The 25,609-nt window shown below is 68.9% G+C and carries 2 protein-coding genes (1 of these 2 only partly in view); both read left to right on the forward strand.

Annotated elements, in window-relative coordinates; all coding sequences use genetic code 11:
- Positions 1-13,770: an amino acid adenylation domain-containing protein gene (locus QFZ91_RS24230; protein ID WP_429568751.1), complete on the forward strand. Its 13,770-nt coding sequence runs from the start codon at positions 1-3 to the stop codon at positions 13,768-13,770.
- Positions 13,767-25,609: the 5' portion of a non-ribosomal peptide synthase/polyketide synthase gene (locus tag QFZ91_RS24235; RefSeq protein WP_429568752.1), read on the forward strand. The gene runs 8,452 nt beyond the window's last position; only the first 11,843 of its 20,295 coding nucleotides appear in the window; the start codon lies at positions 13,767-13,769; the stop codon falls past the right edge of the window. The genes QFZ91_RS24230 and QFZ91_RS24235 overlap by 4 nt, the downstream gene beginning before the upstream one ends.

Raw genomic sequence — 25,609 nt, forward strand, 5'->3', positions numbered from 1 at the left:
ATGGCGAGCCGGTGCCGTTCGGGGCGGCTGGGGGAGCTCTATATTGGCGGGGCGGGGGTCGCGCGCGGCTACCTGAACCGCCCCGAGCTGACAGCAGAGCGGTTCATCGCCAGTCCCTTTGTGGAGGGCGATCGGCTGTACCGCACGGGGGACCTGGCGCGGTACCTGCCGGATGGCAATCTGGAGTTTCTGGGGCGCACCGACGAGCAGGTCAAGATCCGGGGCTTTCGGATCGAGCCGGGCGAGGTGGCCGCGCACCTGTGCGGGCATGCGTGGGTACGCGAGGCGGTGGTGGTGGCACGCGAGGAGCGGGCCGGCGAGCCGCAGCTGGTGGCCTATGTGGTGGCCGCAGCGGAAGCGCAGCTTGCGGCGACGCTGCGCGCGCATCTGGTGGGGCAGCTGCCGGACTACATGGTGCCGGCGGCGTTCGTGCCGCTGGCGGCGCTGCCGCTGACGGTGAACGGCAAGCTGGACCGCCGGGCGCTGCCGGCGCCGGCTGACGATGCGTATGCGCGGCGGGGCTACGAGGCGCCGCGCGGGGAGCTCGAGACGGTGCTGGCGCAGCTGTGGGCGGAGCTGCTGGGTCTGGAGCGGGTCGGTCGGCATGACCACTTCTTCGAGCTGGGCGGCCACTCGCTGCTGGCCGTGCAACTGATGGAGCGGCTGCGGCAGCGCTCGCTGGGGGTAGAGGTGCGCACGCTGTTCGCGCGGCCGGTGCTGGCCGATCTGGCGGCCAGCCTTGGCCGATACCAGGAGGTCGCGGTCCCCGCCAACCTGATCACCGCGCACAGTACGGCGATTACCCCCGGGATGCTGCCGCTCATCGGGCTGAGCCAGCCGGAGATCGACCGGGTGGTGGCCACGGTGCCCGGGGGGCTGGCCAACATCCAGGACATCTATGCTCTGTCGCCGCTGCAGGAGGGCATCCTGTTCCATCATCTGCTGGCCAGCGAGGGCGATCCCTATCTGTTGGTCCGGGAGATGGCATTTGCCGGTCGTGACCTGCTGGAGCGCTATCTGGCGGCAGTGCAGCGGGTGGTGGACCGGCACGATATCCTGCGCACGTCGTTTGTGTGGGAGGGGCTGTCCAGTCCGGTGCAGGTGGTGTGGCGCCAGGCGCGGCTGGAGGTGGTGGAGGTTGAACTGGACGAGGCTGACGGGCCGGCTCACGAGCAGCTGCGGCGCCGGTTCGATCCGCGCGGGCAGCGCATCGATCTGGGGCGGGCGCCACTGATACGGTTTGTGACGGCCCGGGAGCCGGGCAGCGGGCGCTGGCTGCTGCTGGCGCTGCAGCATCATCTGATCGGCGATCACACGACCTCAGAGGTAATGCATGCGGAGGTCCGGAGCGTGCTGGCGGGACGCGCGCACGAACTGGCCGAGCCGCAGCCATTCCGTAACCTGATAGCGCAGGCGCGGCTGGGTGTGGGAGAGCAGGCGCATGAGCAGTTCTTCCGGGAGATGCTGTCGGACATCGACGGGCCGACGCTGCCGTTCGGGCTGGGCGAGGTGCGCGGCGACGGCAGCGGAACCCGTGAGGCGCAACGGATGCTGCCGCAGACGCTCAACGACCGGCTGCGGGAGCAGGCGCGGCGGCTGGGGGTGAGTCTGGCCAGCCTGTGCCATCTGGCGTGGGCGCAGGTGGTGGCGCGCAGCAGCGGGCGCGAGCAGGTGGTGTTCGGCACGGTGCTGTTCGGGCGCATGCATGGTGGCACGGGCGCGGACCGGGCGATGGGCCTGTTCATGAACACGCTGCCGGTGCGGCTCGACGTGGATGGAAGCGGGGTCGAGGAGAGTGTGCGCCGCACGCACGCGCGGCTGGCGGAGCTGCTCACGCATGAGCATGCCCCGCTGGCGCTGGCGCAGCGTTGCAGCGGCGTTGCGGCGCCTGCGCCGCTGTTCAGCGCGCTGCTGAACTATCGCCACAATACGCTGGCGGCGCTTCAGGGGGCGGTGGGCGACGATGTCCCGGACGGCATCGAGTGGCTGGGTGCGCAGGAGCGCACCAACTATCCCCTGAGCCTGTCGGTGGAAGACTGTGGGCAGGCGCTGGGCCTGACGGCGGAAGCGGTCGAGCCGGTTTCAGCAGAGCGTATCTGCGATTACATGCAACATGCGCTGGAGCATCTGGCGGACCTGCTGGAGCGCTCGCCGCACACGCCGGTGCGGAAGCTGGAGATCCTGCCGGGGCAGGAGCGCGGGTATCTGCTGGAGGAGCTGAACCGCACGGCGGCGGCGTATCCGTCGGAGCGGTGCATCCATGAGCTGTTCGAGGCGCAGGTGCGGCGGGCACCGGAGGCGGTGGCGCTGGTGCATGAGAACGAGAGACTGAGCTATGGCGAGCTCAACGCGCGGGCCAACCGGCTGGCGCACCATCTGGTCGCACTGGGGGTGAGGCCGGACCAGCCGGTGGGGATCTGCGTGGAGCGCAGCGCGGCGATGGTGGTGGGGCTCTTGGCGATCCTGAAGGCGGGGGGTGCGTATGTGCCGCTGGATGCGGCGTATCCGGGCGCGCGGCTGCGGCAGATTCTGGGGGAGGCGGCGCCGCGGCTGGTGCTGGCCGATGCGGCGGGGCGTGCGGCGCTGGGCGGGGAGGCGCTCGCTGGCGTGGGGCTGGTGGAGCTGGAGGCGCAGTCACCGGCGTGGGCCGGGCAGCCGTCATCGGATCCGGATGCGCGCGCGCTGGGCCTGGGTCCACGTCATCTGGCCTATGTGATCTACACGTCGGGCTCCACCGGCACGCCCAAGGGCGTGATGGTTGAACATCGTGCAGTGGCCAATTATCTTGCGTGGGCCTGTGAAGCTTACGCGCCACGATCATCCTCGATCGTTTCTTCTTCCCTGGCGTTCGATGCGACGGTCAACAGCCTGTTTGCACCGCTGATCTGCGGTGGTCATGCACGGCTGGTACGGGAACGCGATGAGGTCGCGGGACTAAAGGTACAGGCCAGTTCGGCATGCGGGCTGGTCAACATTACCCCGAGCCATCTGGACGCGCTTGGACAACAGATGCTGGCGGGCCCGATGACCAGCCAGATTGACCTGCTTGTTATCGGTGGTGAGGCGCTGTCGCATTCAACAGTCGAGTTGTGGCGCAGGGTTCAGCCTGGCGCCAGGATGGTGAATGAATACGGGCCGACCGAAACGGTTGTGGGTTGCACCTTTTACGAAATTCCGAGCGAATGCGCTGTATCGACGCACGTTCCGATCGGCCGCCCGATTGCGAACACGCGGGTGTACGTGCTGGACGGTCATGGAGAGCCGGTGCCGTTCGGGGCGGTGGGGGAGCTCTACATTGGCGGGGCGGGGGTGGCGCGCGGCTACCTGAACCGTGCGGAGCTGAGCGCGCAGCGGTTCATGGCCGATCCGTTCAGTGGGCAGCCGGGCGCACGGATGTACCGCACGGGGGACCTGGCGCGGTACCTGCCGGATGGCAATCTGGAGTTTCTGGGGCGCACCGACGAGCAGGTCAAGATCCGGGGCTTTCGGATCGAGCCGGGCGAGGTGGCCGCGCACCTGTGCGGGCATGCGTGGGTACGCGAGGCGGTGGTGGTGGCGCGCGAGGAGCGGGCCGGCGAGCCGCAGCTGGTGGCCTATGTGGTGGCCGCAGCGGAGGCGCAGGAAGCGCAGCTTGCGGGGACGCTGCGCGCGCATCTGGTGGGGCAGCTGCCGGACTACATGGTGCCGGCGGCGTTCGTGCCGCTGGCGGCGCTGCCGCTGACGGTGAACGGCAAGCTGGACCGCCGGGCGCTGCCGGCGCCGGCTGACGATGCGTATGCGCGGCGGGGCTACGAGGCGCCGCGCGGGGAGCTCGAGACGGTGCTGGCGCAGCTGTGGGCGGAGCTGCTGGGTCTGGAGCGGGTCGGTCGGCATGACCACTTCTTCGAGCTGGGCGGCCATTCACTGCTGGCCGTGCGGCTGCTCAGCCGGCTGTCGCAGATTGCGGGTGTGGAACTGTCGCTGGCGATGCTGTTCGCGCGGCCGGTGCTGGGCGATCTTGCCGCAAATATCGTCGAGGTGTTGAGCCGCTCCGGTCCCCAACACCTGCCGGCGATTGTGGCCGTATCGCGCCAGGCGCCGCTTGAGCTGTCGTTTGCGCAGCAGCGGCTGTGGTTTCTGGCACAGCTGGACAAAGACAGCGCCCGCTACCACGTTCCGCTGGGCTGGCGGCTGCAGGGCAGGCTGGATCGCGCGGCGTGGCGACGCAGCCTCGATCAGCTGTACGCGCGCCACGAGGCGCTGCGCAGCGTCTTCGTTGATGCGGAGGAGGGGCCCCGGGTTGAGATCCTGCCGCCCGGCACGGGCCTGCCCGTGCTGGAGCACGACCTGCGGGAGCGGCCGGATGCAGCGGCGGCGCTTGTGGCGCTGTGCGCCGAAGAGGCGTGCACACCCTTTGATCTGGCGCGCGGGCCGCTGGTCCGGGGGCGCCTGATCCGGCTGTCGGAGGAGGAGCATGTCTTCCTGCTGACGCAGCATCACATCGTCTCGGACGGCTGGTCGGTGGGGGTGCTGGTACGGGAACTGGGCAGCCTGTACCGGGCGTTCGTGGCCGGACAGGCCGATCCCCTGCCGGTGCCGGCGATCCAGTATCCCGATTATGCGGCCTGGCAGCGGCAATGGCTCTCCGGGGAGCGGCTGCAGCGTCAGGCGCAGTACTGGCGCGAGGCCCTGTCAGGCGCGCCGTCCATGCTCGCGTTGCCGACGGACCGGCCGCGCCCGGCGCGCCAGTCGTTTGCCGGCGCCACGGTGCCGGTGGAGATCGATGCGGAGCTCACGCGGGAACTCAGGCGGCTGGGCCGTGAGCATGGCACGACGCTGTTCATGACGGTGCTGGCGGGCTGGGCGGCGGTGCTCTCGCGTCTGTCGGGGCAGGACGACATTGTGATCGGGGTGCCGAGTGCCAACCGCGGCCGGCGCGAGATCGAGGAGCTGATCGGCTTTTTTGTGAACACGCTGGCGCTCCGGGTGGACCTGTCGGGCGGGCCGGACGTGGCGACGCTTCTGGAGCGGACACGGCGCACGGCCCTGGGGGCGCAGGAGCATCAGGACCTGCCGTTCGAGCAGGTGGTGGAGATCGTGCAGCCGCCACGGGCGCTTGATCACACGCCGCTGTTCCAGGTAATGCTGGCCTGGCAGGACAACGCGCTGGGGCGGCTCGATCTTCCCGGGCTGGGCGTGGAGGAGGTGGTGGACAATGCGCCCGGGCAGGTCCGGTTCGAGCTGGAGCTGAACGTCGGCGAGTGTGACGGGAGGATCGTGGGCACGCTGGGCTATGCCACGGCGCTGTTCGATGAGTCGACGGTCAGGCGGCAGCGGGATTATCTGCTGGCGCTGCTGCGGGCGATGGTTGCGGACGCGGGGCAGCCGGTGGAGCGCATCGACATCCTGCCGGCGGCGGAGCGCCGGTATCTGCTGGAGGAGCTGAACCGCACGGAGGTGGCGTATCCGTCGGAGCGGTGCATCCATGAGCTGTTCGAGGCGCAGGTGCGGCGGGCACCGGAGGCGGTGGCGCTGGTGCATGAGAACGAGAGACTGAGCTATGGCGAGCTCAACGCGCGGGCCAACCGGCTGGCGCACCATCTGGTCGCACTGGGGGTGAGGCCGGACCAGCCGGTGGGGATCTGCGTGGAGCGCAGCGCGGCGATGGTGGTGGGGCTCTTGGCGATCCTGAAGGCGGGGGGTGCGTATGTGCCGCTGGATGCGGCGTATCCGGGCGCGCGGCTGCGGCAGATTCTGGGGGAGGCGGCGCCGCGGCTGGTGCTGGCCGATGCGGCGGGGCGTGCGGCGCTGGGCGGGGAGGCGCTCGCTGGCGTGGGGCTGGTGGAGCTGGAGGCGCAGTCACCGGCGTGGGCCGGGCAGCCGTCATCGGATCCGGATGCGCGCGCGCTGGGCCTGGGTCCACGTCATCTGGCCTATGTGATCTACACGTCGGGCTCCACCGGCACGCCCAAGGGCGTGATGGTTGAACATCGTGCAGTGGCCAATTATCTTGCGTGGGCCTGTGAAGCTTACGCGCCACGATCATCCTCGATCGTTTCTTCTTCCCTGGCGTTCGATGCGACGGTCAACAGCCTGTTTGCACCGCTGATCTGCGGTGGTCATGCACGGCTGGTACGGGAACGCGATGAGGTCGCGGGACTAAAGGTACAGGCCAGTTCGGCATGCGGGCTGGTCAACATTACCCCGAGCCATCTGGACGCGCTTGGACAACAGATGCTGGCGGGCCCGATGACCAGCCAGATTGACCTGCTTGTTATCGGTGGTGAGGCGCTGTCGCATTCAACAGTCGAGTTGTGGCGCAGGGTTCAGCCTGGCGCCAGGATGGTGAATGAATACGGGCCGACCGAAACGGTTGTGGGTTGCACCTTTTACGAAATTCCGAGCGAATGCGCTGTATCGACGCACGTTCCGATCGGCCGTCCGATTGCGAACACGCGGGTGTACGTGCTGGACGGTCATGGAGAGCCGGTGCCGTTCGGGGCGGTGGGGGAGCTCTACATTGGCGGGGCGGGGGTGGCGCGCGGCTACCTGAACCGTGCGGAGCTGAGCGCGCAGCGGTTCATGACCGATCCGTTCAGTGGGCAGCCGGGCGCACGGATGTACCGCACGGGGGACCTGGCGCGGTACCTGCCGGATGGCAATCTGGAGTTTCTGGGGCGCACCGACGAGCAGGTCAAGATCCGGGGCTTTCGGATCGAGCCGGGCGAGGTGGCCGCGCACCTGTGCGGGCATGCGTGGGTACGCGAGGCGGTGGTGGTGGCGCGCGAGGAGCGGGCCGGCGAGCCGCAGCTGGTGGCCTATGTGGTGGCCGCAGCGGAGGCGCAGGAAGCGCAGCTTGCGGGGACGCTGCGCGCGCATCTGGTGGGGCAGCTGCCGGACTACATGGTGCCGGCGGCGTTCGTGCCGCTGGCGGCGCTGCCGCTGACGGTGAACGGCAAGCTGGACCGCCGGGCGCTGCCGGCGCCGGCTGACGATGCGTATGCGCGGCGGGGCTACGAGGCGCCGCGCGGGGAGCTCGAGACGGTGCTGGCGCAGCTGTGGGCGGAGCTGCTGGGTCTGGAGCGGGTCGGTCGGCATGACCACTTCTTCGAGCTGGGCGGCCATTCACTGCTGGCCGTGCGGCTGCTCAGCCGGCTGTCGCAGATTGCGGGTGTGGAACTGTCGCTGGCGATGCTGTTCGCGCGGCCGGTGCTGGCCGATCTGGCGGCCAGCCTAGGCCGCCATCAGGAGGTCGCGGTCCCCGCCAACCTGATCACCGCGCACAGTACGGCGATCACCCCGGGGATGCTGCCGCTCATCGGGCTGAGCCAGCCGGAGATCGACCGGGTGGTGGCCACGGTGCCCGGGGGGCTGGCCAACATCCAGGACATCTATGCTCTGTCGCCGCTGCAGGAGGGCATCCTGTTCCATCATCTGCTGGCCAGCGAGGGCGATCCCTATCTGTTGGTCCGGGAGATGGCATTTGCCGGTCGTGACCTGCTGGAGCGCTATCTGGCGGCAGTGCAGCGGGTGGTGGACCGGCACGATATCCTGCGCACGTCGTTTGTGTGGGAGGGGCTGTCCAGTCCGGTGCAGGTGGTGTGGCGCCAGGCGCGGCTGGAGGTGGTGGAGGTTGAACTGGACGAGGCTGACGGGCCGGCTCACGAGCAGCTGCGGGGCCGGTTCGATCCGCGCGGGCAGCGCATCGATCTGGGGCGGGCGCCACTGATACGGTTTGTGACGGCCCGGGAGCCGGGTAGCGGGCGCTGGCTGCTGCTGGAGCTGCAGCATCATCTGATCGGCGATCACACGACCTCAGAGGTAATGCATGCGGAGGTCCGGAGCGTGCTGGCGGGACGCGCGCACGAACTGGCCGAGCCGCAGCCATTCCGTAACCTGATAGCGCAGGCGCGGCTGGGTGTGGGAGAGCAGGCGCATGAGCAGTTCTTCCGGGAGATGCTGTCGGACATCGACGGGCCGACGCTGCCGTTCGGGCTGGGCGAGGTGCGCGGCGACGGCAGCGGAACCCGTGAGGCGCAACGGATGCTGCCGCAGACGCTCAACGACCGGCTGCGGGAGCAGGCGCGGCGGCTGGGGGTGAGTCTGGCCAGCCTGTGCCATCTGGCGTGGGCGCAGGTGGTGGCGCGCAGCAGCGGGCGCGAGCAGGTGGTGTTCGGCACGGTGCTGTTCGGGCGCATGCATGGTGGCAGCGGTGTGGACCGGGCGATGGGCCTGTTCATCAACACGCTGCCGGTGCGGCTCGACCTGGATGGAAGCGGGGTCGAGGAGAGTGTGCGCCGCACGCACGCGCGGCTGGCGGAGCTGCTCACGCATGAGCATGCCCCGCTGGCGCTGGCGCAGCGTTGCAGCGGCGTTGCGGCGCCTGCGCCGCTGTTCAGCGCGCTGCTGAACTATCGCCACAATACGCTGGCGGCGCTTCAGGGCGGCGCCGCGGACGATGTCCTGGGCGGCATCGAGTGGCTGGGTGCGCAGGAGCGCACCAACTATCCCCTGACCCTGTCGGTGGAAGACTGTGGGCAGGCGCTGGGCCTGACGGCGGAAGCGGTCGAGCCGGTTTCAGCAGAGCGTATCTGCGGTTACATGCAACATGCGCTGGAGCATCTGGCGGGCCTGCTGGAGCGCTCGCCGCACACGCCGGTGCGGGAGCTGGAGATCCTGCCGGCGGCGGAGCGCCGGTATCTGCTGGAGGAGCTGAACCGCACGGAGGCGGCGTATCCGTCGGAGCGGTGCATCCACGAGCTGTTCGAGGCGCAGGTGCGGCGGGCACCGGAGGCGGTGGCGCTGGTGCATGAGAACGAGAGACTGAGCTATGGCGAGCTCAACGCGCGGGCCAACCGGCTGGCGCACCATCTGGTCGCACTGGGGGTGAGGCCGGACCAGCCGGTGGCGATCTGCGTGGAGCGCAGCGCGGCGATGGTGGTGGGGCTCTTGGCGATCCTGAAGGCGGGGGGTGCGTATGTGCCGCTGGATGCGGCGTATCCGGGCGCGCGGCTGCGGCAGATTCTGGGGGAGGCGGCGCCGCGGCTGGTGCTGGCCGATGCGGCGGGGCGTGCGGCGCTGGGCGGGGAGGCGCTCGCTGGCGTGGGGCTGGTGGAGCTGGAGGCGCAGTCGCCGGCGTGGGCCGGGCAGCCGTCATCGGATCCGGATGCGCGCGCGCTGGGCCTGGGCCCGCACCATCTGGCCTATGTGATCTACACGTCGGGTTCCACCGGCACGCCCAAGGGCGTCATGGTCGAGCACCGCAGCACCGTGAACCTGCTGCACTGGAGCCGCAGCGTGTTTGCGGAATCCGAGACCAGCCGCATGCTGTTCTCTACCTCGATCGGCTTCGACCTGTCGGTCTATGAGTGCTTCGTTACGCTGTCGCAGGGAGGCACACTCTATCTTGTCGAGGATGCGCTGGCGCTGGCACATACGCCTCTGGATGTGTCGCTGATCAACACGGTCCCCTCGGCGATGGCGGCGCTGCTCGACCAGCAGGCCGTGCCGGCATCGGCGCGCGTAATCAACCTGGCGGGTGAGCGGTTGCCGAAGAGGTTTGCCAGCCTGATCGGCAGAGTGTTCAGCAGCAGTGGCGCAGAGAAGATCTGCAACCTGTACGCACCGTCCGAAACAACGACGTATTCGACCTGGACCTGCATGGCAAGGGGGGAGGCGGTCGTTGAAACGATCGGCCGCCCGATTGCGAACACGCGGGTGTACGTGCTGGACGGTCATGGAGAGCCGGTGCCGTTCGGGGCGGTGGGGGAGCTCTACATTGGCGGGGCGGGGGTGGCGCGCGGCTACCTGAACCGTGCGGAGCTGAGCGCGCAGCGGTTCATGGCCGATCCGTTCAGTGGGCAGCCGGGCGCACGGATGTATCGCACGGGGGACCTGGCGCGGTACCTGCCGGATGGCAATCTGGAGTTTCTGGGGCGCACCGACGAGCAGGTCAAGATCCGGGGCTTTCGGATCGAGCCGGGCGAGGTGGCCGCGCACCTGTGCGGGCATGCGTGGGTACGCGAGGCGGTGGTGGTGGCGCGCGAGGAGCGGGCCGGCGAGCCGCAGCTGGTGGCCTATGTGGTGGCCGCAGCGGAGGCGCAGGAAGCGCAGCTTGCGGGGACGCTGCGCGCGCATCTGGTGGGGCAGCTGCCGGACTACATGGTGCCGGCGGCGTTCGTGCCGCTGGCGGCGCTGCCGCTGACGGTGAACGGCAAGCTGGACCGCCGGGCGCTGCCGGCGCCGGCTGACGATGCGTATGCGCGGCGGGGCTACGAGGCGCCGCGCGGGGAGCTCGAGACGGTGCTGGCGCAGCTGTGGGCGGAGCTGCTGGGTCTGGAGCGGGTCGGTCGGCATGACCACTTCTTCGAGCTGGGCGGCCATTCACTGCTGGCCGTGCGGCTGCTCAGCCGGCTGTCGCAGATTGCGGGTGTGGAACTGTCGCTGGCGATGCTGTTCGCGCGGCCGGTGCTGGGCGATCTTGCCGCAAATATCGTCGAGGTGTTGAGCCGCTCCGGTCCCCAACACCTGCCGGCGATTGTGGCCGTATCGCGCCAGGCGCCGCTTGAGCTGTCGTTTGCGCAGCAGCGGCTGTGGTTTCTGGCACAGCTGGACAAAGACAGCGCCCGCTACCACGTTCCGCTGGGCTGGCGGCTGCAGGGCAGGCTGGATCGCGCGGCGTGGCGACGCAGCCTCGATCAGCTGTATGCGCGCCACGAGGCGCTGCGCAGCGTCTTCGTTGATGCGGAGGAGGGGCCCCGGGTTGAGATCCTGCCGCCCGGCACGGGCCTGCCCGTGCTGGAGCACGACCTGCGGGAGCGGCCGGATGCAGCGGCGGCGCTTGTGGCGCTGTGCGCCGAAGAGGCGTGCACACCCTTTGATCTGGCGCGCGGGCCGCTGGTCCGGGGGCGCCTGATCCGGCTGTCGGAGGAGGAGCATGTCTTCCTGCTGACGCAGCATCACATCGTCTCGGACGGCTGGTCGGTGGGGGTGCTGGTACGGGAACTGGGCAGCCTGTACCGGGCGTTCGTGGCCGGACAGGCCGATCCCCTGCCGGTGCCGGCGATCCAGTATCCCGATTATGCGGCCTGGCAGCGGCAATGGCTCTCCGGGGAGCGGCTGCAGCGTCAGGCGCAGTACTGGCGCGAGGCCCTGTCAGGCGCGCCGTCCATGCTCGCGTTGCCGACGGACCGGCCGCGCCCGGCGCGCCAGTCGTTTGCCGGCGCCACGGTGCCGGTGGAGATCGATGCGGAGCTCACGCGGGAACTCAGGCGGCTGGGCCGTGAGCATGGCACGACGCTGTTCATGACGGTGCTGGCGGGCTGGGCGGCGGTGCTCTCGCGTCTGTCGGGGCAGGACGACATTGTGATCGGGGTGCCGAGTGCCAACCGCGGCCGGCGCGAGATCGAGGAGCTGATCGGCTTTTTTGTGAACACGCTGGCGCTCCGGGTGGACCTGTCGGGCGGGCCGGACGTGGCGACGCTTCTGGAGCGGACACGGCGCACGGCCCTGGGGGCGCAGGAGCATCAGGACCTGCCGTTCGAGCAGGTGGTGGAGATCGTGCAGCCGCCACGGGCGCTTGATCACACGCCGCTGTTCCAGGTAATGCTGGCCTGGCAGGACAACGCGCTGGGGCGGCTCGATCTTCCCGGGCTGGGCGTGGAGGAGGTGGTGGACAATGCGCCCGGGCAGGTCCGGTTCGAGCTGGAGCTGAACGTCGGCGAGTGTGACGGGAGGATCGTGGGCACGCTGGGCTATGCCACGGCGCTGTTCGATGAGTCGACGGTCAGGCGGCAGCGGGATTATCTGCTGGCGCTGCTGCGGGCGATGGTTGCGGACGCGGGGCAGCCGGTGGAGCGCATCGACATCCTGCCGGCGGCGGAGCGCCGGTATCTGCTGGAGGAGCTGAACCGCACGGAGGTGGCGTATCCGTCGGAGCGGTGCATCCATGAGCTGTTCGAGGCGCAGGTGCGGCGGGCACCGGAGGCGGTGGCGCTGGTGCATGAGAACGAGAGACTGAGCTATGGCGAGCTCAACGCGCGGGCCAACCGGCTGGCGCACCATCTGGTCGCACTGGGGGTGAGGCCGGACCAGCCGGTGGGGATCTGCGTGGAGCGCAGCGCGGCGATGGTGGTGGGGCTCTTGGCGATCCTGAAGGCGGGGGGTGCGTATGTGCCGCTGGATGCGGCGTATCCGGGCGCGCGGCTGCGGCAGATTCTGGGGGAGGCGGCGCCGCGGCTGGTGCTGGCCGATGCGGCGGGGCGTGCGGCGCTGGGCGGGGAGGCGCTCGCTGGCGTGGGGCTGGTGGAGCTGGAGGCGCAGTCACCGGCGTGGGCCGGGCAGCCGTCATCGGATCCGGATGCGCGCGCGCTGGGCCTGGGTCCACGTCATCTGGCCTATGTGATCTACACGTCGGGTTCCACCGGCACGCCCAAGGGCGTGATGGTTGAGCATGCCCAGATTGTTCGTTTGTTCGAGGCGACGCAGCACTGGTTTGGCTTCAATGAACGCGACGTATGGTGTCTGTTCCATTCCTTCTCGTTCGATTTCTCAGTATGGGAGTTGTGGGGGGCGCTACGCCATGGCGGCTGTGTGGTGCTCGTGCCCGGGCATGTTGCTCGCGCGCCTTCAGCATTCGATGAGCTAATCCGCAGATATGGCGTCACAGTTCTGAACCAGACCCCCTCAGCTTTTAGAGCCCTGATGGATGTGGAGTCTCACAGCCGTGTTCCGAACCGACTTCGATACGTGATCTTTGGTGGTGAGAGGCTCGACCCGTCGATGCTCAGGTCATGGTCTGGGAGATATTCCGGTCACGCGCCACAACTGATCAACATGTACGGCATCACGGAAATGACCGTGCATGTGACCTATCGGTCTCTTGGCCAGTCTGACTCGTCCGGACCGGGTGGTCTGATCGGAAGGCGCATTCCCGATCTTCGGATCTATCTGCTGGACGGTCATGGAGAGCCGGTGCCGTTCGGGGCGGTGGGGGAGCTCTACATTGGCGGGGCGGGGGTGGCGCGCGGCTACCTGAACCGTGCGGAGCTGAGCGCGCGGTTCATGGCCGATCCGTTCAGTGGGCAGCCGGGCGCACGGATGTACCGCACGGGGGACCTGGCGCGGTACCTGCCGGATGGCAATCTGGAGTTTCTGGGGCGCACCGACGAGCAGGTCAAGATCCGGGGCTTTCGGATCGAGCCGGGCGAGGTGGCCGCGCACCTGTGCGGGCATGCGTGGGTACGCGAGGCGGTGGTGGTGGCGCGCGAGGAGCGGGCCGGCGAGCCGCAGCTGGTGGCCTATGTGGTGGCCGCAGCGGAGGCGCAGGAAGCGCAGCTTGCGGGGACGCTGCGCGCGCATCTGGTGGGGCAGCTGCCGGACTACATGGTGCCGGCGGCGTTCGTGCCGCTGGCGGCGCTGCCGCTGACGGTGAACGGCAAGCTGGACCGCCGGGCGCTGCCGGCGCCGGCTGACGATGCGTATGCGCGGCGGGGCTACGAGGCGCCGCGCGGGGAGCTCGAGACGGTGCTGGCGCAGCTGTGGGCGGAGCTGCTGGGTCTGGAGCGGGTCGGTCGGTATGACCACTTCTTCGAGCTGGGCGGCCATTCGCTGCTGGCCGTGCGGCTGCTCAGCCGGCTGTCGCAGATTGCGGGTGTGGAACTGTCGCTGGCGATGCTGTTCGCGCGGCCGGTGCTGGCCGATCTGGCCCGTATGACTGCTATCGCTTTGATCGAACGAGAATTCGATCCTGATGAACTTCGGAACCTGCTTTCTTTGGGAATGCGGACATGACAGATCTAACTAGGATCGAGTTAGAAGATCTCGATATTGATGACTTAACCGAGCTTGTCTTGCTTGCCAAAGACAGAAATCGTAATGACGGTAAGCGAAAGCCCAGGTTGATACAAACCATAGGCCGCGAAGACCTTCTATTGTTGTCGTTTGCCCAGCAGCGGCTGTGGTTTCTGGCGCAGCTGGACGAAGCGAGTCCGCGCTACCACATTGCGCTGGGCTGGCGGCTGCAGGGCAGGCTGGATCGCGCGGCGTGGCGACGCAGCCTCGATCAGCTGTATGCGCGCCACGAGGCGCTGCGCAGCGTCTTCGTTGATGCGGAGGAGGGGCCCCGGGTTGAGATCCTGCCGCCCGGCACGGGCCTGCCCGTGCTGGAGCACGACCTGCGGGAGCGGCCGGATGCAGCGGCGGCGCTTGTGGCGCTGTGCGCCGAAGAGGCGTGCACACCCTTTGATCTGGCGCGCGGGCCGCTGGTCCGGGGGCGCCTGATCCGGCTGTCGGAGGAGGAGCATGTCTTCCTGCTGACGCAGCATCACATCGTCTCGGACGGCTGGTCGGTGGGGGTGCTGGTACGGGAACTGGGCAGCCTGTACCGGGCGTTCGTGGCCGGACAGGCCGATCCCCTGCCGGTGCCGGCGATCCAGTATCCCGATTATGCGGCCTGGCAGCGGCAATGGCTCTCCGGGGAGCGGCTGCAGCGTCAGGCGCAGTACTGGCGCGAGGCCCTGTCAGGCGCGCCGTCCATGCTCGCGTTGCCGACGGACCGGCCGCGCCCGGCGCGCCAGTCGTTTGCCGGCGCCACGGTGCCGGTGGAGATCGATGCGGAGCTCACGCGGGAACTCAGGCGGCTGGGCCGTGAGCATGGCACGACGCTGTTCATGACGGTGCTGGCGGGCTGGGCGGCGGTGCTCTCGCGTCTGTCGGGGCAGGACGACATTGTGATCGGGGTGCCGAGTGCCAACCGCGGCCGGCGCGAGATCGAGGAGCTGATCGGCTTTTTTGTGAACACGCTGGCGCTCCGGATGGATCTGTCGGGCGGGCCGGACGTGGCGACGCTTCTGGAGCGGACACGGCGCACGGCCCTCGGGGCGCAGGAGCATCAGGACCTGCCGTTCGAGCAGGTGGTGGAGATCGTGCAGCCGCCACGGGCGCTTGATCACACGCCGCTGTTCCAGGTAATGCTGGCCTGGCAGGACAACGCGCTGGGGCGGCTCGATCTTCCCGGGCTGGGCGTGGAGGAGGTGGTGGACAATGCGCCCGGGCAGGTCCGGTTCGAGCTGGAGCTGAACGTCGGCGAGTGTGACGGGAGGATCGTGGGCACGCTGGGCTATGCCACGGCGCTGTTCGATGAGTCGACGGTCAGGCGGCAGCGGGATTATCTGCTGGCGCTGCTGCGGGCGATGGTTGCGGACGCGGGGCAGCCGGTGGAGCGCATCGACATCCTGCCGGCGGCGGAGCGCCGGTATCTGCTGGAGGAGCTGAACCGCACGGAGGCGGCGTATCCGTCGGAGCGGTGCATCCACGAGCTGTTCGAGGCGCAGGTGCGGCGGGCACCGGAGGCGGTGGCGCTGGTGCATGAGAACGAGAGACTGAGCTATGGCGAGCTCAACGCGCGGGCCAACCGGCTGGCGCACCATCTGGTCGCACTGGGGGTGAGGCCGGACCAGCCGGTGGCGATCTGCGTGGAGCGCAGCGCGGCGATGGTGGTGGGGCTCTTGGCGATCCTGAAGGCGGGGGGTGCGTATGTGCCGCTGGATGCGGCGTATCCGGGCGCGCGGCTGCGGCAGATTCTGGGGGAGGCGGCGCCGCGGCTGGTGCTGGCCGATGCGGCGGGGCGTGCGGCGCTGGGCGGGGAGGCGCTCGCTGGCGTGGGGCTGGTGGAGCTGGAGGCGCAGTCGCCGGCGTGGGCCGGGCAGCCGTCATCGGATCCGGATGCGCGCGCGCTGGGCCTGGGCCCGCACCATCTGGCCTATGTGATCTACACGTCGGGTTCCACCGGCACGCCCAAGGGCGTCATGGTCGAGCACCGCAGCACCGTGAACCTGCTGCACTGGAGCCGCAGCGTGTTTGCGGAATCCGAGACCAGCCGCATGCTGTTCTCTACCTCGATCGGCTTCGACCTGTCGGTCTATGAGTGCTTCGTTACGCTGTCGCAGGGAGGCACACTCTATCTTGTCGAGGATGCGCTGGCGCTGGCACATACGCCTCTGGATGTGTCGCTGATCAACACGGTCCCCTCGGCGATGGCGGCGCTGCTCGACCAGCAGGCCGTGCCGGCATCGGCGCGCGTAATCAACCTGGCGGGTGAGCGGTTGCCTGCCAGCCTGATCGGCAGAGTGTTCAGCAGCAGTGGCGCAGAGAAGATCTGCAACCTGTACGCACCGTCCGAAACAACGACGTATTCGACCTGGACCTGCATGGCAAGGGGGGAGGCGGTCGTTGAAACGATCGGCCGCCCGATTGCGAACACGCGGGTGTACGTGCTGGACGGTCATGGAGAGCCGGTGCCGTTCGGGGCGGTGGGGGAGCTCTACATTGGCGGGGCGGGGGTGGCGCGCGGCTACCTGAACCGTGCGGAGCTGAGCGCGCAGCGGTTCATGGCCGATCCGTTCAGTGGGCAGCCGGGCGCACGGATGTATCGCACGGGGGACCTGGCGCGGTACCTGCCGGATGGCAATCTGGAGTTTCTGGGGCGCACCGACGAGCAGGTCAAGATCCGGGGCTTTCGGATCGAGCCGGGCGAGGTGGCCGCGCACCTGTGCGGGCATGCGTGGGTACGCGAGGCGGTGGTGGTGGCGCGCGAGGAGCGGGCCGGCGAGCCGCAGCTGGTGGCCTATGTGGTGGCCGCAGCGGAGGCGCAGGAAGCGCAGCTTGCGGGGACGCTGCGCGCGCATCTGGTGGGGCAGCTGCCGGACTACATGGTGCCGGCGGCGTTCGTGCCGCTGGCGGCGCTGCCGCTGACGGTGAACGGCAAGCTGGACCGCCGGGCGCTGCCGGCGCCGGCTGACGATGCGTATGCGCGGCGGGGCTACGAGGCGCCGCGCGGGGAGCTCGAGACGGTGCTGGCGCAGCTGTGGGCGGAGCTGCTGGGTCTGGAGCGGGTCGGTCGGCATGACCACTTCTTCGAGCTGGGCGGCCATTCACTGCTGGCCGTGCGGCTGCTCAGCCGGCTGTCGCAGATTGCGGGTGTGGAACTGTCGCTGGCGATGCTGTTCGCGCGGCCGGTGCTGGGCGATCTTGCCGCAAATATCGTCGAGGTGTTGAGCCGCTCCGGTCCCCAACACCTGCCGGCGATTGTGGCCGTATCGCGCCAGGCGCCGCTTGAGCTGTCGTTTGCGCAGCAGCGGCTGTGGTTTCTGGCACAGCTGGACAAAGACAGCGCCCGCTACCACGTTCCGCTGGGCTGGCGGCTGCAGGGCAGGCTGGATCGCGCGGCGTGGCGACGCAGCCTCGATCAGCTGTATGCGCGCCACGAGGCGCTGCGCAGCGTCTTCGTTGATGCGGAGGAGGGGCCCCGGGTTGAGATCCTGCCGCCCGGCACGGGCCTGCCCGTGCTGGAGCACGACCTGCGGGAGCGGCCGGATGCAGCGGCGGCGCTTGTGGCGCTGTGCGCCGAAGAGGCGTGCACACCCTTTGATCTGGCGCGCGGGCCGCTGGTCCGGGGGCGCCTGATCCGGCTGTCGGAGGAGGAGCATGTCTTCCTGCTGACGCAGCATCACATCGTCTCGGACGGCTGGTCGGTGGGGGTGCTGGTACGGGAACTGGGCAGCCTGTACCGGGCGTTCGTGGCCGGACAGGCCGATCCCCTGCCGGTGCCGGCGATCCAGTATCCCGATTATGCGGCCTGGCAGCGGCAATGGCTCTCCGGGGAGCGGCTGCAGCGTCAGGCGCAGTACTGGCGCGAGGCCCTGTCAGGCGCGCCGTCCATGCTCGCGTTGCCGACGGACCGGCCGCGCCCGGCGCGCCAGTCGTTTGCCGGCGCCACGGTGCCGGTGGAGATCGATGCGGAGCTCACGCGGGAACTCAGGCGGCTGGGCCGTGAGCATGGCACGACGCTGTTCATGACGGTGCTGGCGGGCTGGGCGGCGGTGCTCTCGCGTCTGTCGGGGCAGGACGACATTGTGATCGGGGTGCCGAGTGCCAACCGCGGCCGGCGCGAGATCGAGGAGCTGATCGGCTTTTTTGTGAACACGCTGGCGCTCCGGATGGATCTGTCGGGCGGGCCGGACGTGGCGACGCTTCTGGAGCGGACACGGCGCACGGCCCTGGGGGCGCAGGAGCATCAGGACCTGCCGTTCGAGCAGGTGGTGGAGATCGTGCAGCCGCCACGGGCGCTTGATCACACGCCGCTGTTCCAGGTAATGCTGGCCTGGCAGGACAACGCGCTGGGGCGGCTCGATCTTCCCGGGCTGGGCGTGGAGGAGGTGGTGGACAATGCGCCCGGGCAGGTCCGGTTCGAGCTGGAGCTGAACGTCGGCGAGTGTGACGGGAGGATCGTGGGCACGCTGGGCTATGCCACGGCGCTGTTCGATGAGTCGACGGTCAGGCGGCAGCGGGATTATCTGCTGGCGCTGCTGCGGGCGATGGTTGCGGACGCGGGGCAGCCGGTGGAGCGCATCGACATCCTGCCGGCGGCGGAGCGCCGGTATCTGCTGGAGGAGCTGAACCGCACGGAGGTGGCGTATCCGTCGGAGCGGTGCATCCACGAGCTGTTCGAGGCGCAGGTGCGGCGGGCACCGGAGGCGGTGGCGCTGGTGCATGAGAACGAGAGACTGAGCTATGGCGAGCTCAACGCGCGGGCCAACCGGCTGGCGCACCATCTGGTCGCACTCGGAGTCAGGCCGGACCAGCCGGTGGGGATCTGCGTGGAGCGCAGCGCGGCGATGGTGGTGGGGCTCTTGGCGATCCTGAAGGCGGGGGGTGCGTATGTGCCGCTGGATCCGGCGTATCCGGGCGCGCGGCTGCGCCAGGTGCTGGGCGATGCCGCTCCGCAGCTGCTGCTTTGCGATGCGGCCGGCCGCGCCGCACTCGGCCCCGAGGTGCTGACCGATGTGATAGCGGTCGATCTGGAGACGGCCACGCCGGTCTGGGGCGAGCAGCCGCCTTCGGACCCGGAGCCGCGCACGCTTGGCCTCACGTCCCGCCATCTGGCCTATGTGATCTACACCTCAGGCTCAACCGGAACTCCCAAGGGGGTACAGAATGAGCATCGAGCGGTTATCAATCGCCTGATCTGGATGCAAAAGGCCTATGCACTCAATACGGCTGACGTCGTCTTGCAGAAGACCCCGTTTAGCTTCGATGTCTCTGCCTGGGAATTCTTCTGGACCTTGCTTGAAGGGGCAACCCTGGTGCTGGCGGTTCCTGGTGTACACAAAGACCCGGATGCGCTTGTAAACCTGATAATCGGCCAACGCATCACCACCGCACACTTTGTACCATCCATGCTGGCCAGCTTCATGGACACGAAGGGCGTTGATCGCTGCACCTCCCTGCAGCGTCTCGTGTGTAGTGGTGAGGCGCTTTCTGCTTCCCTAACGCAGAAGGTTCGGTGCGTATTACCTTGGACCGGTCTGCACAATCTATATGGTCCCACGGAAGCTGCTATCGACGTAACGGCCTGGAATTGCCCGGCTGATTTTAATGGGTCAGTGGTCCCGATCGGCCGTCCGATTGCGAACACGCGGGTTTATCTGCTGGACGGTCATGGCGCGCCGGTGCCGTTTGGTGCGGTGGGCGAGCTTTATATTGGCGGGGCGGGAGTGGCGCGGGGCTATCTGAACCGCCCCGAGCTGACAGCAGAGCGGTTCATCGCCAGTCCCTTTGTGGAGGGCGATCGGCTGTACCGCACGGGGGACCTGGGGCGGTACCTGCCGGATGGCAATCTGGAGTTCCTGGGCCGCAATGACGAGCAGGTGAAGATCCGCGGCTTCCGCATCGAGCCGGGCGAGATCGCGGCGCGGCTTGGCGAGCACGCCTTTGTGCGCGAGGCGGTGGTGGTGGCGCGACAGAACCGCGCCGGCGACAAGCATCTTATCGCCTATGTGGTGTGTGCGCCCGAAGCTCAATCGGATGGGCTGGATGGCCGTGACCTTGCCAACACCTTGCGCGCGCACCTAAGTGCGCGGCTGCCGGACTACATGGTGCCGTCGGCGTTCATGCGGCTATCGGAGTTGCCGCTGACGGTGAACGGCAAGCTCGACCGCAAGGCACTGCCCGCGCCGGCTGACGATGCGTATGCGCGGGCGACCTATGAGGCGCCGCAGGGCGCAGTCGAAACGGCGCTGGCAGAGATCTGGGCCGAGCTTCTCGGGGTCGAGCGGGTCGGACGCCACGACAACTTCTTCGAGCTCGGCGGCCACTCGCTCCTCGCGGTACAGGTGTCGAGCCGGCTGTCGCAGGCTGTTGGGGTCGAACTGCCGCTGTCGACGCTGTTCGCCAGGCCGGTGCTGGGCGATCTTGCGGCAAGTATCGTCGAGGTGTTGAGCCGCTCCGGTCCCCAACACCTGCCGGCGATTGTGGCCGTATCGCGCCAGGCGCCGCTTGAGCTGTCGTTTGCCCAGCAGCGGCTGTGGTTTCTGGCGCAGCTGGACGAAGCGAGTCCGCGCTACCACATTGCGCTGGGCTGGCGGCTGCAGGGCAGGCTGGATCGCGCGGAGTGGCGACGCAGCCTCGATCAGCTGTATGCGCGCCACGAGGCGCTGCGCAGCGTCTTCGTTGATGCGGAGGAGGGGCCCCGGGTTGAGATCCTGCCACCCGGCACGGGCCTGCCCGTGCTGGAGCACGACCTGCGGGAGCGGCCGGATGCGGCGGCGCTTGTGGCGCTGTGCGCCGAAGAGGCGTGCACACCCTTTGATCTGGCGCGCGGGCCGCTGGTCCGGGGGCGCCTGATCCGGCTGTCGGAGGAGGAGCATGTCTTCCTGCTGACGCAGCATCACATCGTCTCGGACGGCTGGTCGGTGGGGGTGCTGGTACGGGAACTGGGCAGCCTGTACCGGGCGTTCGTGGCCGGACAGGCCGATCCCCTGCCGGTGCCGGCGATCCAGTATCCCGATTATGCGGCCTGGCAGCGGCAATGGCTCTCCGGGGAGCGGCTGCAGCGTCAGGCGCAGTACTGGCGCGAGGCCCTGTCAGGCGCGCCGTCCATGCTCGCGTTGCCGACGGACCGGCCGCGCCCGGCGCGCCAGTCGTTTGCCGGCGCCACGGTGCCGGTGGAGATCGATGCGGAGCTCACGCGGGAACTCAGGCGGCTGGGCCGTGAGCATGGCACGACGCTGTTCATGACGGTGCTGGCGGGCTGGGCGGCGGTGCTCTCGCGTCTGTCGGGGCAGGACGACATTGTGATCGGGGTGCCGAGTGCCAACCGCGGCCGGCGCGAGATCGAGGAGCTGATCGGCTTTTTTGTGAACACGCTGGCGCTCCGGGTGGACCTGTCGGGCGGGCCGGACGTGGCGACGCTTCTGGAGCGGACACGGCGCACGGCCCTAGGGGCGCAGGAGCATCAGGACCTGCCGTTCGAGCAGGTGGTGGAGATCGTGCAGCCGCCACGGGCGCTTGATCACACGCCGCTGTTCCAGGTGGGGCTGGCCTGGCAGGACAACGCGCTGGGGCGGCTCGATCTTCCCGGGCTGGGCGTGGAGGAGGTGGTGGACAATGCGCCCGGGCAGGTCCGGTTCGAGCTGGAGCTGAACGTCGGCGAGTGTGACGGGAGGATCGTGGGCACGCTGGGCTATGCCACGGCGCTGTTCGATGAGTCGACGGTCAGGCGGCAGCGGGATTATCTGCTGGCGCTGCTGCGGGCGATGGTTGCGGACGCGGGGCAGCCGGTGGAGCGCATCGACATCCTGCCGGCGGCGGAGCGCCGGTATCTGCTGGAGGAGCTGAACCGCACGGAGGTGGCGTATCCGTCGGAGCGGTGCATCCATGAGCTGTTCGAGGCGCAGGTGCGGCGGGCACCGGAGGCGGTGGCGCTGGTGCATGAGAACGAGAGACTGAGCTATGGCGAGCTCAACGCGCGGGCCAACCGGCTGGCGCACCATCTGGTCGCACTGGGGGTGAGGCCGGACCAGCCGGTGGGGATCTGCGTGGAGCGCAGCGCGGCGATGGTGGTGGGGCTCTTGGCGATCCTGAAGGCGGGGGGTGCGTATGTGCCGCTGGATGCGGCGTATCCGGGCGCGCGGCTGCGGCAGATTCTGGGGGAGGCGGCGCCGCGGCTGGTGCTGGCCGATGCGGCGGGGCGTGCGGCGCTGGGCGGGGAGGCGCTCGCTGGCGTGGGGCTGGTGGAGCTGGAGGCGCAGTCACCGGCGTGGGCCGGGCAGCCGTCATCGGATCCGGATGCGCGCGCGCTGGGCCTGGGTCCACGTCATCTGGCCTATGTGATCTACACGTCGGGCTCCACCGGCACGCCCAAGGGCGTGATGGTTGAACATCGTGCAGTGGCCAATTATCTTGCGTGGGCCTGTGAAGCTTACGCGCCACGATCATCCTCGATCGTTTCTTCTTCCCTGGCGTTCGATGCGACGGTCAACAGCCTGTTTGCACCGCTGATCTGCGGTGGTCATGCACGGCTGGTACGGGAACGCGATGAGGTCGCGGGACTAAAGGTACAGGCCAGTTCGGCATGCGGGCTGGTCAACATTACCCCGAGCCATCTGGACGCGCTTGGACAACAGATGCTGGCGGGCCCGATGACCAGCCAGATTGACCTGCTTGTTATCGGTGGTGAGGCGCTGTCGCATTCAACAGTCGAGTTGTGGCGCAGGGTTCAGCCTGGCGCCAGGATGGTGAATGAATACGGGCCGACCGAAACGGTTGTGGGTTGCACCTTTTACGAAATTCCGAGCGAATGCGCTGTATCGACGCACGTTCCGATCGGCCGCCCGATTGCGAACACGCGGGTGTACGTGCTGGACGGTCATGGAGAGCCGGTGCCGTTCGGGGCGGTGGGGGAGCTCTACATTGGCGGGGCGGGGGTGGCGCGCGGCTACCTGAACCGTGCGGAGCTGAGCGCGCAGCGGTTCATGGCCGATCCGTTCAGTGGGCAGCCGGGCGCACGGATGTATCGCACGGGGGACCTGGCGCGGTACCTGCCGGATGGCAATCTGGAGTTTCTGGGGCGCACCGACGAGCAGGTCAAGATCCGGGGCTTTCGGATCGAGCCGGGCGAGGTGGCCGCGCACCTGTGCGGGCATGCGTGGGTACGCGAGGCGGTGGTGGTGGCGCGCGAGGAGCGGGCCGGCGAGCCGCAGCTGGTGGCCTATGTGGTGGCCGCAGCGGAGGCGCAGGAAGCGCAGCTTGCGGGGACGCTGCGCGCGCATCTGGTGGGGCAGCTGCCGGACTACATGGTGCCGGCGGCGTTCGTGCCGCTGGCGGCGCTGCCGCTGACGGTGAACGGCAAGCTGGACCGCCGGGCGCTGCCGGCGCCGGCTGACGATGCGTATGCGCGGCGGGGCTACGAGGCGCCGCGCGGGGAGCTCGAGACGGTGCTGGCGCAGCTGTGGGCGGAGCTGCTGGGTCTGGAGCGGGTCGGTCGGCATGACCACTTCTTCGAGCTGGGCGGCCACTCGCTGCTGGCCGTGCAACTGATGGAGCGGCTGCGGCAGCGCTCGCTGGGGGTAGAGGTGCGCACGCTGTTCGCGCGGCCGGTGCTGGCCGATCTGGCGGCCAGCCTTGGCCGATACCAGGAGGTCGCGGTCCCCGCCAACCTGATCACCGCGCACAGTACGGCGATTACCCCCGGGATGCTGCCGCTCATCGGGCTGAGCCAGCCGGAGATCGACCGGGTGGTGGCCACGGTGCCCGGGGGGCTGGCCAACATCCAGGACATCTATGCTCTGTCGCCGCTGCAGGAGGGCATCCTGTTCCATCATCTGCTGGCCAGCGAGGGCGATCCCTATCTGTTGGTCCGGGAGATGGCATTTGCCGGTCGTGACCTGCTGGAGCGCTATCTGGCGGCAGTGCAGCGGGTGGTGGACCGGCACGATATCCTGCGCACGTCGTTTGTGTGGGAGGGGCTGTCCAGTCCGGTGCAGGTGGTGTGGCGCCAGGCGCGGCTGGAGGTGGTGGAGGTTGAACTGGACGAGGCTGACGGGCCGGCTCACGAGCAGCTGCGGCGCCGGTTCGGTCCGCGCGGGCAGCGCATCGATCTGGGGCGGGCGCCACTGATACGGTTTGTGACGGCCCGGGAGCCGGGCAGCGGGCGCTGGCTGCTGCTGGCGCTGCAGCATCATCTGATCGGCGATCACACGACCTCAGAGGTAATGCATGCGGAGGTCCGGAGCGTGCTGGCGGGACGCGCGCACGAACTGGCCGAGCCGCAGCCATTCCGTAACCTGATAGCGCAGGCGCGGCTGGGTGTGGGAGAGCAGGCGCATGAGCAGTTCTTCCGGGAGATGCTGTCGGACATCGACGGGCCGACGCTGCCGTTCGGGCTGGGCGAGGTGCGCGGCGACGGCAGCGGAACCCGTGAGGCGCAACGGATGCTGCCGCAGACGCTCAACGACCGGCTGCGGGAGCAGGCGCGGCGGCTGGGGGTGAGTCTGGCCAGCCTGTGCCATCTGGCGTGGGCGCAGGTGGTGGCGCGCAGCAGCGGGCGCGAGCAGGTGGTGTTCGGCACGGTGCTGTTCGGGCGCATGCATGGTGGCACGGGCGCGGACCGGGCGATGGGCCTGTTCATGAACACGCTGCCGGTGCGGCTCGACGTGGATGGAAGCGGGGTCGAGGAGAGTGTGCGCCGCACGCACGCGCGGCTGGCGGAGCTGCTCACGCATGAGCATGCCCCGCTGGCGCTGGCGCAGCGTTGCAGCGGCGTTGCGGCGCCTGCGCCGCTGTTCAGCGCGCTGCTGAACTATCGCCACAATCCGCTGGCGGCGCTTCAGGGGGCGGTGGGCGACGATGTCCCGGACGGCATCGAGTGGCTGGGTGCGCAGGAGCGCACCAACTATCCCCTGAGCCTGTCGGTGGAAGACTGTGGGCAGGCGCTGGGCCTGACGGCGGAAGCGGTCGAGCCGGTTTCTGCGGAGCGTATCTGCGGCTACATGCAGTGCGCGCTGGAGCATCTGGCGGACCTGCTGGAGCGCTCGCCGCACACGCCGGTGCGGAAGCTGGAGATCCTGCCGGGGCAGGAGCGCGGGTATCTGCTGGAGGAGCTGAACCGCACGGAGGTGGCGTATCCGTCGGAGCGGTGCATCCATGAGCTGTTCGAGGCGCAGGTGCGGCGGGCACCGGAGGCGGTGGCGCTGGTGCATGAGAACGAGAGACTGAGCTATGGCGAGCTCAACGCGCGGGCCAACCGGCTGGCGCACCATCTGGTCGCACTGGGGGTGAGGCCGGACCAGCCGGTGGGGATCTGCGTGGAGCGCAGCGCGGCGATGGTGGTGGGGCTCTTGGCGATCCTGAAGGCGGGGGGTGCGTATGTGCCGCTGGATGCGGCGTATCCGGGCGCGCGGCTGCGGCAGATTCTGGGGGAGGCGGCGCCGCGGCTGGTGCTGGCCGATGCGGCGGGGCGTGCGGCGCTGGGCGGGGAGGCGCTCGCTGGCGTGGGGCTGGTGGAGCTGGAGGCGCAGTCACCGGCGTGGGCCGGGCAGCCGTCATCGGATCCGGATGCGCGCGCGCTGGGCCTGGGTCCACGTCATCTGGCCTATGTGATCTACACGTCGGGCTCCACCGGCACGCCCAAGGGCGTGATGGTTGAACATCGTGCAGTGGCCAATTATCTTGCGTGGGCCTGTGAAGCTTACGCGCCACGATCATCCTCGATCGTTTCTTCTTCCCTGGCGTTCGATGCGACGGTCAACAGCCTGTTTGCACCGCTGATCTGCGGTGGTCATGCACGGCTGGT

It is taken from the genome of Paraburkholderia sp. JPY419, assembly GCF_050435705.1.
Classification (GTDB): Bacteria; Pseudomonadota; Gammaproteobacteria; order Burkholderiales; family Burkholderiaceae; genus Paraburkholderia; species Paraburkholderia youngii.